General features: G+C 60.3%; 14 protein-coding genes and 1 pseudogene. 9 read left to right on the forward strand and 6 right to left on the reverse strand.

The features are described from left to right. Nucleotides 1–519 (forward strand): alpha/beta fold hydrolase (locus JH25_RS25450; RefSeq protein ID WP_236648011.1); only part of this gene is annotated, 519 nt, incomplete at its 5' end. A gap of 16 nt (nt 520–535) precedes the next feature. Next, a pseudogene (locus JH25_RS0126740) lies at nt 536–997 on the forward strand (D-2-hydroxyacid dehydrogenase family protein); the annotation flags it as partial. A 189-nt stretch (nt 998–1186) separates the two neighbouring features. On the opposite strand, the gene JH25_RS25445 reads toward JH25_RS0126740, so the two are convergent. Beyond that, entirely contained in the window at nt 1187–1999 is an 813-nt protein-coding gene (locus JH25_RS25445; RefSeq protein WP_032875644.1) for a class I SAM-dependent methyltransferase, read from the reverse strand. A gap of 154 nt (nt 2000–2153) precedes the next feature. Here JH25_RS25445 and JH25_RS25440 point away from each other — a divergent pair, with 154 nt between their 5' ends. Further along, the gene (locus JH25_RS25440; protein ID WP_032875647.1) at nt 2154–3389 is read left to right on the forward strand and encodes an MFS transporter; all 1236 of its coding nucleotides are present in this window, start codon (nt 2154–2156) and stop codon (nt 3387–3389) included. 44 nt (nt 3390–3433) lie between these two features. On the opposite strand, the gene JH25_RS25435 is transcribed toward JH25_RS25440, so the two are convergent. Then, nucleotides 3434–5143 (reverse strand): polyurethane esterase, encoded by a 1710-nt coding sequence (locus tag JH25_RS25435; protein ID WP_032875650.1) that lies wholly within the window; start codon nt 5141–5143, stop codon nt 3434–3436. A gap of 341 nt (nt 5144–5484) precedes the next feature. On the opposite strand from JH25_RS25435, the gene JH25_RS25430 reads away from it, so the two are divergent. Both JH25_RS25430 and JH25_RS25425 read left to right on the forward strand, forming a co-directional pair. Further along, nucleotides 5485–7071: an ABC-F family ATPase gene (locus tag JH25_RS25430; protein ID WP_003191057.1), complete on the forward strand. Its 1587-nt coding sequence runs from the start codon at nt 5485–5487 to the stop codon at nt 7069–7071. A 178-nt stretch (nt 7072–7249) separates the two neighbouring features. Next, complete coding sequence (locus JH25_RS25425) at nt 7250–8422, forward strand: MFS transporter (protein ID WP_032875653.1); 1173 nt, start codon at nt 7250–7252, stop codon at nt 8420–8422. On the opposite strand, the gene JH25_RS25420 is transcribed toward JH25_RS25425, so the two are convergent. Then, the gene (locus tag JH25_RS25420) at nt 8416–9453 is read right to left on the reverse strand and encodes an alpha/beta hydrolase family protein (protein WP_032875656.1); all 1038 of its coding nucleotides are present in this window, start codon (nt 9451–9453) and stop codon (nt 8416–8418) included. The two genes, JH25_RS25425 and JH25_RS25420, sit on opposite strands and share 7 nt — an antisense overlap. A gap of 201 nt (nt 9454–9654) precedes the next feature. Next, nucleotides 9655–10266, reverse strand: a complete 612-nt coding sequence (locus JH25_RS25415) for an FMN-dependent NADH-azoreductase (RefSeq protein WP_005788514.1) — start codon at nt 10264–10266, stop codon at nt 9655–9657. A gap of 125 nt (nt 10267–10391) precedes the next feature. On the opposite strand from JH25_RS25415, the gene JH25_RS25410 reads away from it, so the two are divergent. After that, entirely contained in the window at nt 10392–11300 is a 909-nt protein-coding gene (locus JH25_RS25410; RefSeq protein WP_032875659.1) for a LysR substrate-binding domain-containing protein, read from the forward strand. After that, nucleotides 11297–11653, forward strand: coding sequence for an MmcQ/YjbR family DNA-binding protein (locus JH25_RS25405; RefSeq protein WP_032875662.1), 357 nt, complete (start codon nt 11297–11299; stop codon nt 11651–11653). Before JH25_RS25410 ends, JH25_RS25405 begins: the two co-directional genes overlap by 4 nt. On the opposite strand, the gene JH25_RS25400 is transcribed toward JH25_RS25405, so the two are convergent. Next, nucleotides 11642–12025 (reverse strand): DUF1294 domain-containing protein, encoded by a 384-nt coding sequence (locus JH25_RS25400; protein WP_032875664.1) that lies wholly within the window; start codon nt 12023–12025, stop codon nt 11642–11644. The genes JH25_RS25405 and JH25_RS25400 overlap by 12 nt on opposite strands. Next, on the reverse strand, nt 12022–12852 hold the full coding sequence (locus JH25_RS25395) for an undecaprenyl-diphosphate phosphatase (protein ID WP_005788518.1): 831 nt from the start codon (nt 12850–12852) through the stop codon (nt 12022–12024). The genes JH25_RS25400 and JH25_RS25395 overlap by 4 nt, the downstream gene beginning before the upstream one ends. A 60-nt stretch (nt 12853–12912) precedes the next feature. On the opposite strand from JH25_RS25395, the gene JH25_RS28520 reads away from it, so the two are divergent. Both JH25_RS28520 and JH25_RS25390 read left to right on the forward strand, forming a co-directional pair. After that, the gene (locus tag JH25_RS28520; RefSeq protein WP_164699485.1) at nt 12913–13083 is read left to right on the forward strand and encodes a hypothetical protein; all 171 of its coding nucleotides are present in this window, start codon (nt 12913–12915) and stop codon (nt 13081–13083) included. Then, a complete protein-coding gene (locus tag JH25_RS25390; RefSeq protein ID WP_032875667.1) occupies nt 13080–14714 on the forward strand; it encodes a methyl-accepting chemotaxis protein in 1635 nt (544 codons plus the stop codon). The genes JH25_RS28520 and JH25_RS25390 overlap by 4 nt, the downstream gene beginning before the upstream one ends. The last annotated feature ends 25 nt before the right edge of the window (nt 14715–14739 follow it).

A 14739-nucleotide genomic window follows, 5' to 3' on the forward strand; every position in this document is an offset into this window, starting at 1 on the left:
GGACTGGTGAACCCTATCGGCCTGGAAGACTGGAAAGCCCTCGGTGTGCCCTACCAGAGCGTCGACCAGTGGTACCAGCGCGAGCTGAAAATGAGTGCCGACGGGGTGCGCAAATATGAACGCGACACCTATTATGGCGGGCGCTGGAAGCCGGAATACGAACGCTGGGTGGATATGCTCGCCGGCCTGAACAAAGGCCCGGGGCATACCCAAGTCGCGTGGAACTCGGCATTGATTTACGACATGATCTTCACCCAACCGGTGTACTACGAATTCAAGGATCTGAAGGTGCCCACCCTGTTGCTAATTGGCACCAGCGACACGACTGCGATCGGCAAGGATGTGGCGCCGCCCGAGGTCAAGGCCAGGATTGGCAATTACCAGGTGCTGGGCAAGCAGGTGGCCAAGCTGATTCCCCACGCCACACTGGTGGAATTCCCCGGCCTGGGCCATGCGCCACAGATGGAAGAACCGGAGCAGTTTCATAAAGCGCTGTTGCAGGGTATGAATGCCCTTTGATTTCGAGGCCCATGGCATGTCGATACAGATCGCAGTGATAGATGACTGGCAGAACGTCGCCAGTGACGTGGTGGATTGGTCGGCGCTGGACGGCGTGGGTCAGGTACATTTTCTCCACGACTACCCCGCTGATACGGCGACAATGGTTGAACGCTTGAAGGGCTTCGAGGTGATTTGCGTCATGCGCGAACGCTCCACCTTCGACAAGGCCTTGCTGCAAGGGCTGCCCAAGCTAAAATTGCTGGTCACCGGCGGTATGCGCAATGCTGCCATCGATATTGCCGCCGCCAAGGCCCTGGGTATCCAGGTGTGCGGCACCGACAGCTATAAACATGCGGCGCCGGAACTGACCTGGGCGCTGATCATGGCCTCTGCGCGCAATCTGCTGGCCGAAGCCAACTCGCTGCGCGCAGGCGGATGGCAGGTGGGCCTGGGCGGTGACCTGCATGGCAAGACCCTGGGCAGTATCGGCCAGAAAGAGTCCATGCATAGGAGCGAGCTTGCTCGCTCCTACACTGATCGGCATTAGACGTGACTATCCGATTTGATCACGGCATTTTCACAAGGCCTTCACTTTTCGACCTATAAGGTCAGGCCTACCTACTCCAGTGAATCACTTGGCCCGCCCTCTCCTCGCGGGCCTTTTTTTTGCGTGCGCAAACCTTTATCAGCCATCACGCCTGATCGCTGTCATGGTAAAGCACAGGGGCAGTTGCGCGGCCTGATGCTCATATTGATCGTAGAGTTCTTCCCGGTTGGAATGCGGGTATTCCTGCAAATGAGCGATCTGCAACTGCGCTGCGATAGCCGCGCTGAGCACACTGCCCAGGGTATGTACATACCAATAGGAGGTCGGCCCGGGCCGCTCGTCCTTCCCTTCATAGACAATTGCCTCCTGCAGCACAAAGGGTTCACGCTGGAAGTAAGAACTGGCAGGCAGCATCGGGTTGGCCCCACAGGGGTCAAACACCTCAAGAAAGGGATGGGTTTCGTACATGACCAACGTACCGCCGGGCTTCAGCACACGGGCAACCTGGCGCATGAACAACGCCACATCCGGCATCCAACCCAGTACGCCAATGGTCACCAGGGCAATATCGAACCGTGCCTGCAAACGCTCCGGCAAATGGTGGATATCGGTCTCAATGAAATCAGGGCTGTGTGGCGAGACCTCGGCCAATTCCCGCGCCTGTTCAAGAAACTCCCGGGATTGATCAACCCCCACCACCGAACGGGCCCCCAAGCCATACAACGAAAGGCTTTCGCGTCCGTTGTTGCAGCACAATTGCACCACGTCCTTGCCCACCACACCTATCTCATGCAGCAACGCGGTGATAGTGGGGTCAAGGCAGGAAAAGTCAGGTTCGGCCACCGAGGCCAGTAGCTCCCTCCAGGTCGCCGTGTCTTTGTGCAACCGGGCCGATTCGTCCCAAGCGTTTTTATTGCTGGCAATCGCCTCTTGCGCTGAGGGCATGTCCATTGCGTCTCCAGAAAGTCAATACAGCGGGCTTAGGAACATAAGCCAAATATCTGCCAGATAAAACCCGCAGCCCCAGCGAAACTTATGGCCAAGCCTACCGGTCATTAAGCCATCGCGTGTTCAGCCCTTGAACGCCGCTCTTGAAGGTCGCACTGTGGCCCATCATTCAGATCTGCGTACCGCCCTTTCCCTGGACAGCCTGAACTTCTTTCTTGCGGATGTTCGCGACGGTCTCGGGCCGTACCTGGCGATCTACCTGCTGGCGGTCCATAAATGGGACCCGGCCAGTATCGGCGTAGTCATGACCCTGGCCGGTATCGCCGCCTTGATCACCCAGGGCCCGGCGGGTGCGCTGATCGACCGAACCCGCAGCAAGCGTGCAGTCATCGCGATTGCCGCGCTGCTGGTCACCGGCAGTTGCCTGATACTGCCCTTCGTCAGTTCATTTGGTTGGGTGGCGCTGACCCAGGCCGCCAGCGCCGTTGCCGCATCGGTATTCGCCCCGGCCATTTCTGCCATCTCCCTTGGTATTACCGGCCCCCGTGCTTTCACTCGGCGTACCGGGCGCAACGAAACCTTCAACCACGCCGGCAACGCTGTGGCCGCACTGCTGGCCGGGGGCCTGGCGTATCTGTATGGGCCGGTGGTGGTGTTTTACCTGATGGCGTTTATGGCGGTCGCCAGTGTCATTGCGGTCAGTTGTGTTTCTGGCAAGGCGATTGATCATGACGTGGCCCGTGGCTTCGATCCCGCCCATCACAGTGACCATGAGCAGCCATCGGGCCTGACAGTCTTGCTGGCCAACCGCCCGTTGCTGCTGTTCGCCGTGTGCTGCGCGCTGTTTCACCTGGCCAATGCCGCGATGCTGCCACTGGTCAGCCAGAAACTGGCGCAGATCAACCTGCAGATGGCCACCCCCCTGACCTCAGCCTGCATTGTCGCTGCACAGTTGGTCATGGTCCCGATCGCCTGGCTGGTCGGGCTCAAGGCTGATATCTGGGGGCGCAAGCCGCTGTTGCTGGCCGGCTTTCTGATCCTGCCGCTGCGTGGCGTGCTGTATACCCTGTCCAGCGATCCGTATTGGCTGGTGGCGGTGCAGATGCTTGACGGTATCGGCGCGGGTATTTTCGGCGCGTTGTTCCCGGTCATCGTCAAGGACCTGACCCAAGGCACCGGGCGTTTCAATGTCAGTCTAGGCGCCCTTTCCACTGTGTTCGGCCTCGGCGCGGCGCTAAGCAGCAGCCTGGCCGGCTTCGTGGTGCAACAGGCCGGCTATAACGCAGCCTTTCTGACCTTGGCGGGCGTGGCGGGCGTGGCGTTGCTGCTGTTGTGGCTGGCGATGCCGGAAACCCTGGCAAAACCCAGCCTGCAGGTGCCGGTAATGGGCTGAAGCAGAGCCCCCCTGTCATCCAAGGTGCTCTGCCCCGCCCGCGTTCAGGAAATAAAGATGCCTGCGCCATTCAACTGAGTCATGTTCACGCCCATTAACATCACCGAGTTGTCACCAAAGGCCAGCACGGTGTTGTCCTCGAACGTCGAGGCATAAGAGCGGTAATCGTAATCCTGACCCAGGCCAGCCATACCCATGAACACCAGTTTATCGCTGGCCTGGTAACCCTGGATCCGGTCGTTGCCGAAGATGCCGTCGAACAGGAAGGTATTACTGCCACCGCCTGCAACCATCAGGTCATTGCCGGTGCCGCCAACAAATACGTCATTACCCGGGCCTCCGATCAGGTGATCGTCGCCGCCCAAGCCGAACAGCCAATCACCCGTGGCATGAGCGGTGAGGACATTGTCATGCGCATCGCCGTTGGTAGAGGCCACGTAGTGCGTAAGGTCGTTACCGGCCAGCAGGCCATCGCCGGTCACCTTATAAGTGATGTCATTGGAGCCCCAAGGGATTGAAGTCCAGGGTATATAGGCCTTCTCTTTGCTGACCAATGCGCCGATATCCCGGGTCATACTGATACCGCCATAGGCGTCGTTGACATACAACGTGCCATCGCCGTCATTGGCAAAGCTGAAGGCGCCCAGTGGCTTTTGCAGTTCGAAGACGTTATTGCCCTGCCCCCCCAGCAGGATGTTGTAGCCGCCGTCATCGCGGAAACGATCATCACCTGCGCCACCTTCCAGGAAGTCATTGCCCGCTCCGCCCTTGAGCAGGTCGTTGCCCTCGGTACCGAAGATGAAGGTATTGCCGGTGTGTTTTTCGGCGTAGCGGTTCAGGTCTTGCACCCAGGTGGTTTCACGCGTGGCCTCGCTGAGGCTGGAGACTACGATAGTCGAGTCTTTGCTGGTCAGGTCGTAGAAATCCGAGGACGCGATACGCTTCATGCCTTGGATGTAACCGTCCAGGGAGTGAGCCTTGCCGACTCCCCAGTTGAGGGCATTGGGTAAATGCGCCCAGGCCGAGGCGTAGTTATCGGTAAAGCTGACCAGGTTATTGGCCGCCGAATCCCAAACGCTATCGTTACCCCAGCGCAGTGCCGACGTATTGATGCCTTCGCCATCAATGGCCTTGAACACCAGGTCATTCTCATAGCCGATGTTCAAGATCCGAGTGTCACCCGAACGTTGTGTGGGTGAGGCAAAGGTGACGTAGTTGGCATCCTCGAAGAAACCGCCCCAATGATCATGGCTCAAGGTCGCCAAGCTGTTGGCCCCGAGTGCGCCGAGGCTATGGCCGGTGATCAGGATATCCTTGCCGGTCAAGCCCTGGCTCCTGGCGTAGCTGGCGACGTTCTCCAATAAGCCACTGAACGCGAACTGAGCATAATTGGCGGCGTATCCGGGAACGGCGGCAGCAGCCAGATCGCTGGCGACGTCGCCCAATCCATCCCAGGACAAGCCAAAGGACGTCCCACGAAAGGCAACCCCCATGGCGATCAGCTTACCCAAGCCATCGTACTGCCCCACAATCTTGACGTTGGCGGAGGGAGCCAATACCGTCTCGCCCCAAAAGGTGCCGTACTCGTCGACTTTCTGCGTCACCCCCAGTGCTTGCGCACCGATAGGCGCCCAGCCGCCAGCGGTCAGCGGTTGGCCGCTGGCGTCATAAGCGTAATCGGACAAGGCCAAAGCGTCGTTCAGCAGCGCCTTGGCCTTCTGGCCCGTCATGCTCTTGTAATCGAAAACCCCCATACCCATTGCCCCTTTTCAGATGACTTTTGATGTGGCCTCAGTGCCCATGGCCGGGACAGATTGGTGATGGACGGGAAAGGACTGTCAATCGTTACCTAAAAAATGAATACCTGCCCGCCGGCCCGAGCTTTGGTTTCAGCGCTTCGAATCACGCAAGGCGCGGAACATCGTCGTCGACTGCCATACAACTGTCGCCTCACATATGCGACAATGCGCGCCAAATTCCAACACACATCCCAAATTTTCCGCTCAGCGACCGGGTTTCGCGCCTTGATGTCGCTGTTGACGCATGCCTGAAGGCACCTGCCGTCACGCTCGCAACCCATTGATAGGTAAAGTAATTGATCTCCACAGCTAACATCACCATGCAGTTCGGCGCCAAGCCGCTCTTCGAGAACGTCTCGGTCAAGTTCGGCGCCGGCAACCGCTATGGTTTGATCGGGGCCAACGGTTGCGGCAAGTCGACCTTCATGAAAATCCTCGGTGGCGACCTCGACCCGTCCGGCGGCCAGGTCATGCTGGAGCCGAATGTGCGCCTGGGTAAACTGCGCCAGGACCAGTTCGCCTACGAAGAATTCACCGTGCTCGACACCGTGATCATGGGCCACGAAGAGCTGTGGAAGGTCAAGGCCGAGCGCGACCGTATCTACTCGCTGCCGGAAATGAGCGAAGAAGACGGCATGGCCGTGGCCGAGCTGGAAACCGAGTTCGCCGAAATGGACGGCTACACCGCCGAATCCCGCGCCGGTGAGTTGTTGCTGGGCCTGGGGATTCCCCTGGAGCAGCATTTCGGCCCGATGAGCGAAGTGTCCCCAGGCTGGAAACTGCGTGTATTGCTGGCTCAGGCGCTGTTCTCGGACCCTGAAGTGCTGTTGCTCGACGAACCGACCAACCACCTGGACATCAATACCATCCGCTGGCTGGAAAACATCCTCACCCAGCGCTCCAGCCTGATGATCATCATCTCTCACGACCGTCACTTCCTGAACAGCGTGTGCACCCACATGGCTGACCTGGACTACGGCGAGCTGCGCCTGTTCCCGGGCAACTACGACGAGTACATGACCGTGGCGACCCAGTCCCGCGAGCAGTTGCTGTCGGACAACGCCAAGAAGAAAGCGCAGATCTCCGAACTGCAATCCTTCGTCAGCCGCTTCTCGGCCAACGCCTCCAAAGCCAAGCAGGCCACGTCCCGTGCCAAGGCGATCGACAAGATCCAACTGGCCGAAGTCAAGCCGTCGAGTCGTGTGAGCCCGTTCATCCGTTTCGAGCAGAACAAAAAGCTGCACCGCCAGGCGGTCATGGTCGAAAAGATGGCCAAAGGCTTTGACGGCAAGCCGCTGTTCAAGGACTTCAGCTTCCAGGTTGAAGCTGGCGAGCGCGTGGCAATCATCGGCCCGAACGGTATCGGCAAGACCACCCTGCTGCGCACCCTGGTCAACGAACTGACCCCGGATGCCGGCAGCATCAAGTGGACCGACGCCGCCGAACTGGGCTACTACGCCCAGGACCACGCCCACGACTTCGAAGACGACGTGAGCCTGTTCGACTGGATGGGCCAGTGGACCCAAGGCGAACAAATGATCCGTGGCACTCTGGGCCGCATGTTGTTCTCCAACGACGAAATCCAGAAGTCGGTCAAAGTGATCTCCGGTGGTGAGCAAGGCCGCATGTTGTTCGGCAAGCTGATCCTGCAAAAGCCGAACGTGCTGATCATGGACGAACCGACCAACCACTTGGACATGGAATCCATCGAGGCGCTGAACCTGGCACTGGAAAACTACCCGGGCACGCTGATCTTCGTCAGCCACGACCGCGAGTTCGTATCGTCTTTGGCCACCCGCATCATCGAGTTGAGCCCAAGCGGCGTGATCGACTTCAGCGGCACCTATGACGACTACCTGCGTAGCCAGGGTGTGGTGTTCTAAGAACGCCCTCAGCTTCCAGGGCAGTCAGATCCAAATGTGGGAGGGGGCTTGCTCCCGATAGCAGTGTTTCAGTCAATAGATCTGTTGGCTGACACTCTGCGATCGGGAGCAAGCCCCCTCCCACATTGGTTAGAGCAGTGGCATCATGGCCGCACCGCCCGCCAGCGATCGAGTACCCATGCCTGCCGCCCCCTCCTCCCTGTCGATCACCCTGCAGATCGTCTCCATCGTGTTCTACACCTTCATAGCCTTTATCTGCATCGGCCTGCCGATTGCGGTGATTCCAGGCTATGTGCACGAACAACTGGGTTTCAGCGCAGTTGTCGCCGGGGTCACCATCGGTTCGCAATACCTGGCCACGCTGCTCAGCCGCCCGATGGCCGGGCGGATGTCGGATAACGTCGGCACCAAGCGTGCGATAGTGCTGGGCCTGGCCGGCATCCTGATCAGCGGCGTGCTGACCTTTATCGCCACCCTGGTGGACAGCCTGCCAGCCTTGAGCCTGGGCATTCTGATCGTCGGTCGCCTGTTGCTGGGCGTGGCCCAGGGCCTGATTGGCGTGGGCACCATCAGTTGGTGCATGGGCGCGGTGGGGACTGAACACACGGCCCGCTCGATCTCCTGGAATGGCATTGCCTCCTACGGCGCCATTGCCGTTGGTGCGCCGGTCGGCGTGGTGATGGTGGCGGAATATGGCTATACCAGCCTGGGAGTTGCCCTGTCGGTGTTGGCGGGGCTGGGGCTGGTGCTGATCCGCAATAAACCGTCGGTGCCGGTGGTGCGCGGTGAGCGGCTGCCGTTCTGGGCAGTGTTCGGGCGAATCGCACCGTTCGGCACCAGCCTGTGCCTGGCGTCGATTGGCTACGGCACGCTGACGACCTTCATTACCCTGTATTACCTCAATCGTGGCTGGAGCGGCGCGGCGTATTGCCTGACGGTATTTGGCGCGTGTTTTATTCTCTCGCGCCTGATGTTCATTTCTGCCATCAGCCGGTTTGGTGGGTTTACCGCCGCCATCGCCTGCATGAGCATCGAAATCCTGGGCCTGACGCTGCTGTGGCTGGCGCCGTCCACCGGCGTCGCCTTGATCGGTGCCGGGCTGACCGGCTTTGGCCTGTCGCTGGTGTACCCGGCGCTGGGGGTTGAAGCCATCAAGCAAGTGCCGGACAGCAGCCGAGGTGCGGGGCTGAGTGCCTATGCGGTGTTTTTCGACCTGGCGCTGGCGATTGCCGGGCCGTTGATGGGCGCCGTGGCGTTGAATCTTGGCTACGGCTGGATCTTCTTCTGTGCCGCGTTGCTGTCGGTCAGCGCACTCGCCCTGACCGTACTGCTCAGGCGCCGCGCCTACTGATCAGCCGTCTGCAGGCCGGCACGCGTCGCCTCACCGAGGGTTCGGCTGAAAAAGCGCCCGGCTTCAGAGACCATATCGCGGTGAATACCTTCGCGGTCGACGCCATCGGCATCGGTGCAGATGCCTGGCATTGTCGCCAGTTGATCGCTGTCGCATGGCGCCATGAATACAAAGTGCCCTGCCCCGGCTAACAGCTTGAAGTCCGGTGGCTCTGGGAGCTTACGCGCCAGGGCGGCAGCGTTTTTGTCCACCGCCACCAACTGGTCGCCGTCGCCACTGTAGAGCAACACCGGCACGTGCACATCGGCCAGAGTGTGGCGGCCGAACATCAGGCTCAGTGGCGCCATCAGCATCAAGGCATGGATGCGTGGGTCGGCCTGGGGCTGCAAGTCGTCGCGGTCGACCACCAACTCGCCCTTGGTGGTGCAGGCATCACGGTCCTCGGGGCGTTGTTGGCAGTAACGGCGCAGGCGCTCGAAATCCGGCTTGGCGCCCGCCAGGATCAGCGCGGTTTCGCCACCGGCGGAATAACCGATCACGCCAATCTGATCGACATCCACAAAGGGCGACAGCATGGGATCAGCCAGGGTCGCGGTGATCGCCTGGGAGATCTGGATCGGCCGGCCATACAGATTACTCACAGTGCCCAGGCGGCTGTGGTCCTTATAGTTGTCGCCGGGGTGCAGGACCGCCACCACCACAAATCCCTTGCGCGCCAGTGACGTGGCCAGATCATGCAAGGCCAGGGGCGTGCCGGTATTGCCGTGGGACAACATCAGCATGGGAAAACGGCCGATGGCAACCTTGGCGTCTTCACTGGCCGCGACCTGATAGGCGCCCAGCGGCGTGGTGCGTTCGGTGTCAGTGGAAGGGTAAAACGCAATGGCCTTCATCGGCTGCGAATCCAGCGGGTCGAGCACGCTCATGCGATGAAACCCCACACTCCAATGCGGGTGCGGTGCCGGTGCAGCGTGCACTGAAAGCAGGCCGCTAAGCAGCGAAAGAACCAGAACAGCACTAAGACGCATCATGGGGATGTCCACCTTTGCTGCGTAAGAACCGGCATGTCGAATAAAAGTCCAGGTATCGGATCCCTATCTGCATAACCTCTGCATAACCTGGGCCACAAACGAAAAAACTCCGTACTCCGCTCGCGTTCAGGCGATCAGAATACAGAGTTTAGGCGCCCGGCTTCAGAATGAAACCGGGCAACGGCTTAATTTACACAAGCCTTACGCGGCGGCGAACAACTGCTGGTTGATCCGCACGTTGGCGTCGTTCAATGCTTTGCTGCGCGCTTCATCACCGTAGGCCAGCCCTTCAGCGCGGACGATTTCAATATTGGTGATGCCGAGAAAACCGAACAGCAGTTTCAAGTAGCCTTCATGGGCAGCGCCAGATGCCTGATCCGCGTGCAAGCCACCGGCCGTGGACACGATAATCACCTTCTTGTTACCGCACAGGCCTTCAGGGCCGGCTTCGGTGTAGCGGAAGGTCTGGCCGGCAACCGCGATGCGATCAATCCAGGCTTTCAACTGGGTAGGAATAGTGAAGTTGTACATCGGCGCGCCTACCACTATGGCATCGGCGGCGAGGAATTCAGCCAGCGATGATGCACTCAGTTCGGCCTCGTGCTTTTGCGCGGCATCGCGCAGTTCGGCCGCAGTGCCCAGTGCACCCAGGGTAGCGCCGGAGAAGTGGTTGATGCCTTCGCTGGCCAGGTCACGGTAAGTCACTTGCACACCCGGTTCAGCCGCTTGCCATGCCTTGACCACACCGGCACTGAGTTGGCGGGAAGCCGAGTTGTCGCCGAGGATGCTGGAATCGATATGCAGTAGTTTCATGGTGGATCTCCGAGGTGGGATCGACAGTGGCGATCAGATGGTGGTGATGCTACGCATGAAACCAATAGTCGATAAGCCACCTGAAATGCGATAGTTTGTCCTACTGACAGGACAATAGGCCGACCATGCAAGACCTCAACGATCTCTACTATTTCGCCAAAGTCGTCGAAGCCGGCGGTTTCGCCGCGGCGGGCCGGCTGCTGGGGATTCCCAAGTCCAGGCTGTCACGGCGCATTGCCGAGCTTGAAGAGCGCCTGGGAGCGCGCCTGCTGCAACGCACTACCCGACAACTGACCCTGACTGCCGTGGGCGAGCGTTACTTGCGCCATTGCCAGGCGATGTTGCTGGAAGCGGAGATGGCCGATGAGGCCGTGGCGAGCATGTCCAGCGAGCCGCGTGGACGCCTGCGGGTCACGTGCCCGGTGGGTCTGGCCCAGCAGATCCTGCCGGAATTGGTGGCAGGCTTTCTGGCCGCGCACCCGTTGGTGCAACTGGACATGACCCTGGTCAATCGCCGCGTCGATCTGGTCGCCGAAGGCATTGACGTGGCCCTGCGTGTGCGCGAACTGGGTGATGAAGACCCGCTGCTGGTGACCAAGCGCCTGCGCCAGGCCCAGACAGTGCTGGTCGCCAGCCCGGCATTGATGCGCGAGCGGCAGGTCCTCGCCCTTGAAGACCTCAAGCAACTGCCCATACTCGGCGCACTGGAAGCCGACCGCATGGTGCACCAGCGGATTATCGACCCCCAGGGCAACCTTCACGATCTGGTGATGGAGGCCCGCCTGGGCATCGATGACTTCATCGTGCGCAAGGCCAGCGCCATCATGGGCCTGGGCTTTACGGTGCTGCCGATGATGTATTGCGAAGAGGAACTGGCCAGCGGCCGCCTGGTGCAATTGCTGCCGCAATGGTCATTGCCGGGCGGCTGGTTGCAGGCCGTATACCCGCATCGGCGCGGCGTGCTGCCAGCGATCCGCGCGTGGATCGACTACCTGGAAGAAGGCTTCAAAGGCTGTGGAGATCGACTGCTATGAGCATGACCGAAACACAAGTGGCCGCGTTCTGCCTGACCCTGCCCGGTGCGCGGGAAGATTATAAATGGGGCGGCGTGCGCGTGTTCTCGATTGCCGGCAACAAGATGTTCGCCTTGCAGAACCTGCGCGGCGACTCGCTGGCGTTCAAGGTCGACAAGGAGCTGTTCCTGGGCCATGTCGACCGCCCCGGTATCCACCCCGCACCGTATCTGGCGCGGGCGCAGTGGATCATCATGAATACGCCCTACCCGCTGGGCGCCGATGAGCTGCGTGGCTTGTTGCAGCGCTCCCACCAACTGGTGGTGAGCAAACTGCCCAAGCGCACGCAGGTCGGTTTGTTGCTAGAGGATTGAAAGCAGCGTACCGCCCAGGAACAGCTGGTCCAGCCAAAACACCTGATGCAGCAGCACGATCACCCAGAACAGCACCTGGTAAGACACCTTGCGCGTCTTGTGCCTGAACACCTGCTGGGCAATCAGCGCACCCGGCCAACCGCCTGCCAGCTCGACAGCGTGCAGAATGTTTTCCGGGATGCGCCGGCCCTCGGTCTGCGCCTTGCGCTTGTCGCTCCAGTACAGGAAGAACGCCACCACACTGACCACGCCATACGCCGCCAGCGGGATCACCGTCTCGCCGCGATACCACAGCACCGCTGAACCCAACAGTGGCGCGGCGAATAACAACACAAAGATCAGCGCCTTCAGGCGTGGATGCTGGATGCTCATGGCTTGACCGCAGTCCAGTCGATCCAGCCGAATTGCCAGGTCGCCAGGATGACCAGGCCGAAGGCAATCCGGTACCAGGCAAAGACCGCGTAGCTGTGGCTGGCGATGAACTTGAGCAAGCCCTTGACCGCGATCATGGCGAAAATGAACGAGGTGACAAAACCTATGGCGAATACCGGGAAGTCCGCCGGCTGGAACAGGTCGCGGTACTTGTAGCCCGAGTACACCGCCGCCCCGACCATGGTCGGCATGGCCAGGAAGAACGAAAACTCGGTGGCCGTCTTGCGCGACAGGCCGAACAACAGGCCGCCGATAATCGTCGCACCGGAGCGCGAAGTGCCCGGAATCATTGCCAGGCACTGGGCCAGGCCGACCTTGAGGGCGTCTTTCCAGGTAATGTCATCCACCGTTTCAGCGCGCACCGCATGTTGGCGCTGTTCGGCCCACAACATGATCACCCCACCGACCACCAGGGCACTGGCGACGGTGATCGGGTTGAACAGGTAATGCTTGATCAGGTCGGCAAAAATCACCCCCAATACCACCGCCGGCAATACGGCGATGATCAGGTTGACGGTGAAACGCCGGGCCTTGGGCTGGGTCGGCAGGCCGATGACCACATCGAGGATCTTGCGGCGAAACTCCCAGACCACCGCCAGGATCGCGCCCAGCTGGATGATGATATTGAAAGCTTCGAAACGCTCGCCGCCGAAATTGATCAGGTCGGCGACGATGATCTGGTGCCCGGTGCTGGAGATCGGCAGGAACTCCGTCAGCCCCTCGACGATGCCGAGAATCAATGCCTGTATGGCGGTCCAAAAATCCATGCTCTCTCCAAAGGTCATGCGCGTGGCATGCCTCTTAGTCTTTTTTAAAGTTCACTGACGATGAGCGCACTCAAGCGCCCGCGGTTGATTCTCAACGCCGGTCTGCAAAAATTCCGTGAAAAATCAGGCAGTACTCAGGTTTTTCGATTCCGGGCCGAAAGCCTATCAGACACGCCGGAAATCTCGAAGCAGCACCACAATTATAAAGAGCATGGAGTGACAGGACGATGAACAGTTTGCGGAGCATGTCGATCAGCCGCCGCCTTTGGCTGATCCTGATAGTCGCCGTGTTGATGCTGCTGGCCTTGGGGCTGCTGATGCTGAACCAGATCCACGGCGACCTCTACCAGGCCAAGCGCCAGCAGACCCAGCACGTGGTGCAGACCGCCAGTGGCGTACTCGGGTATTACCAGAACCTGGAAAAAACCGGGGTACTGACCCGCGACGCCGCGCAGCAGCAAGCCCTGAGCGCGGTGCGTGGCCTGCGCTACGACCACGATGACTACTTCTGGATCAACGACCTCACCCCCGTGATGATCATGCACGCGGCCAACCCCAAGCTCGATGGCCAGAACCTCTCGGCGATTCGTGACCCGGATGGTTTCGCCGTGTTCAATGAGTTCGTGATTCTGGCCAAGGCCAAGGGCGCCGGGATCGTCAACTATCGCTGGCCGAAACCGGGCGCCGACGCACCGGTGGAGAAAACCTCCTATATCCAGCTGTTCGAACCCTGGGGCTGGATTATCGGCTCCGGCGTGTACGTCGATGATGTGCAGGCCGAGTTCAAGACCCAGGTATGGAAAGCCTCGGCAATCGGCCTGGGCATTGCGCTGATGATGGCCGTGCTGGTGGTGCTGATCGCCCGCAGTATCGTGCAGCCGTTGCAGGCGGCGGTGAATGCCATGGGCAATATTGCCAGCGGTGAAAGCGACCTGACCCGCAGCCTGGACACCCATGGCAGCGACGAGCTTACCCAGCTGGCCCGCCACTTCAATGGCTTCACCGCCAAGTTGCGCCAGGTGGTCGGCCAATTGCAGGTATGCGCGAACGCTTTGGGCCAGTCATCCACCGAGTTGGGCCACAACGCCAGCCAGGCCCACGACCGCAGCCAGCAGCAGTCGCAGCAGATGGAACTGGTGGCCACCGCCATCAACGAAGTCACTTACGGCGTGCAGGACGTGGCCAAGAATGCCGAGCACGCGGCCAGCGAAATGCGCGATGCCCAGGCCCAGGCGCAACAGGGCCAAGTGAATATTGACGGCAGCTTGCAGCAGATCGATCAGCTCTCCAGCACCATCAGCCAGGCTGTGGAGGTGATCCGCACGCTCTCCAGCGAAAGCACGCAGATCGGCGGCGTACTCGAAGTGATCCGTTCCATTGCCGATCAGACCAACTTGCTCGCCCTCAACGCCGCCATCGAAGCTGCCCGCGCCGGGGAGCAAGGCCGTGGCTTTGCGGTGGTTGCCGATGAAGTGCGCTTGCTGGCCCAGCGCACGCAGAAATCCACCGCCGAAATCCAGGTGATGATCGAGCGCCTGCAAGGCCACTCGGAAGCGGCGGTCAAGGTCATCAGCGACAGCCACAGTGCCTCGCAACTGACCATCGAACAGGCCGGCCAGGCCGGAGCCAGCCTCACCGCCATCGGCCAGGCACTGCACAACCTCAACGGGTTGAATGCTTCGATTGCCAGCGCCACCCTGCAACAAGCCCATGTGGTGGAAGACATCAACCAGAACGTCACCCAGGCGGCCGGGCTGTCCCACAGCACGGCGCTGGCGGCGGAACAATCCAGCGTGGCGAGTGCGCAGTTGCGGGGCTTGAGTGAACAGCTTGATGGGCTGTTGCGTCAGTTCCGAATCTAGCGCCGGGTAAATTGTGGGAGGGGGC

The organism is Pseudomonas sp. BRG-100, from assembly GCF_000737955.1.
Taxonomy (GTDB): domain Bacteria; phylum Pseudomonadota; class Gammaproteobacteria; order Pseudomonadales; family Pseudomonadaceae; genus Aquipseudomonas; species Aquipseudomonas synxantha_A.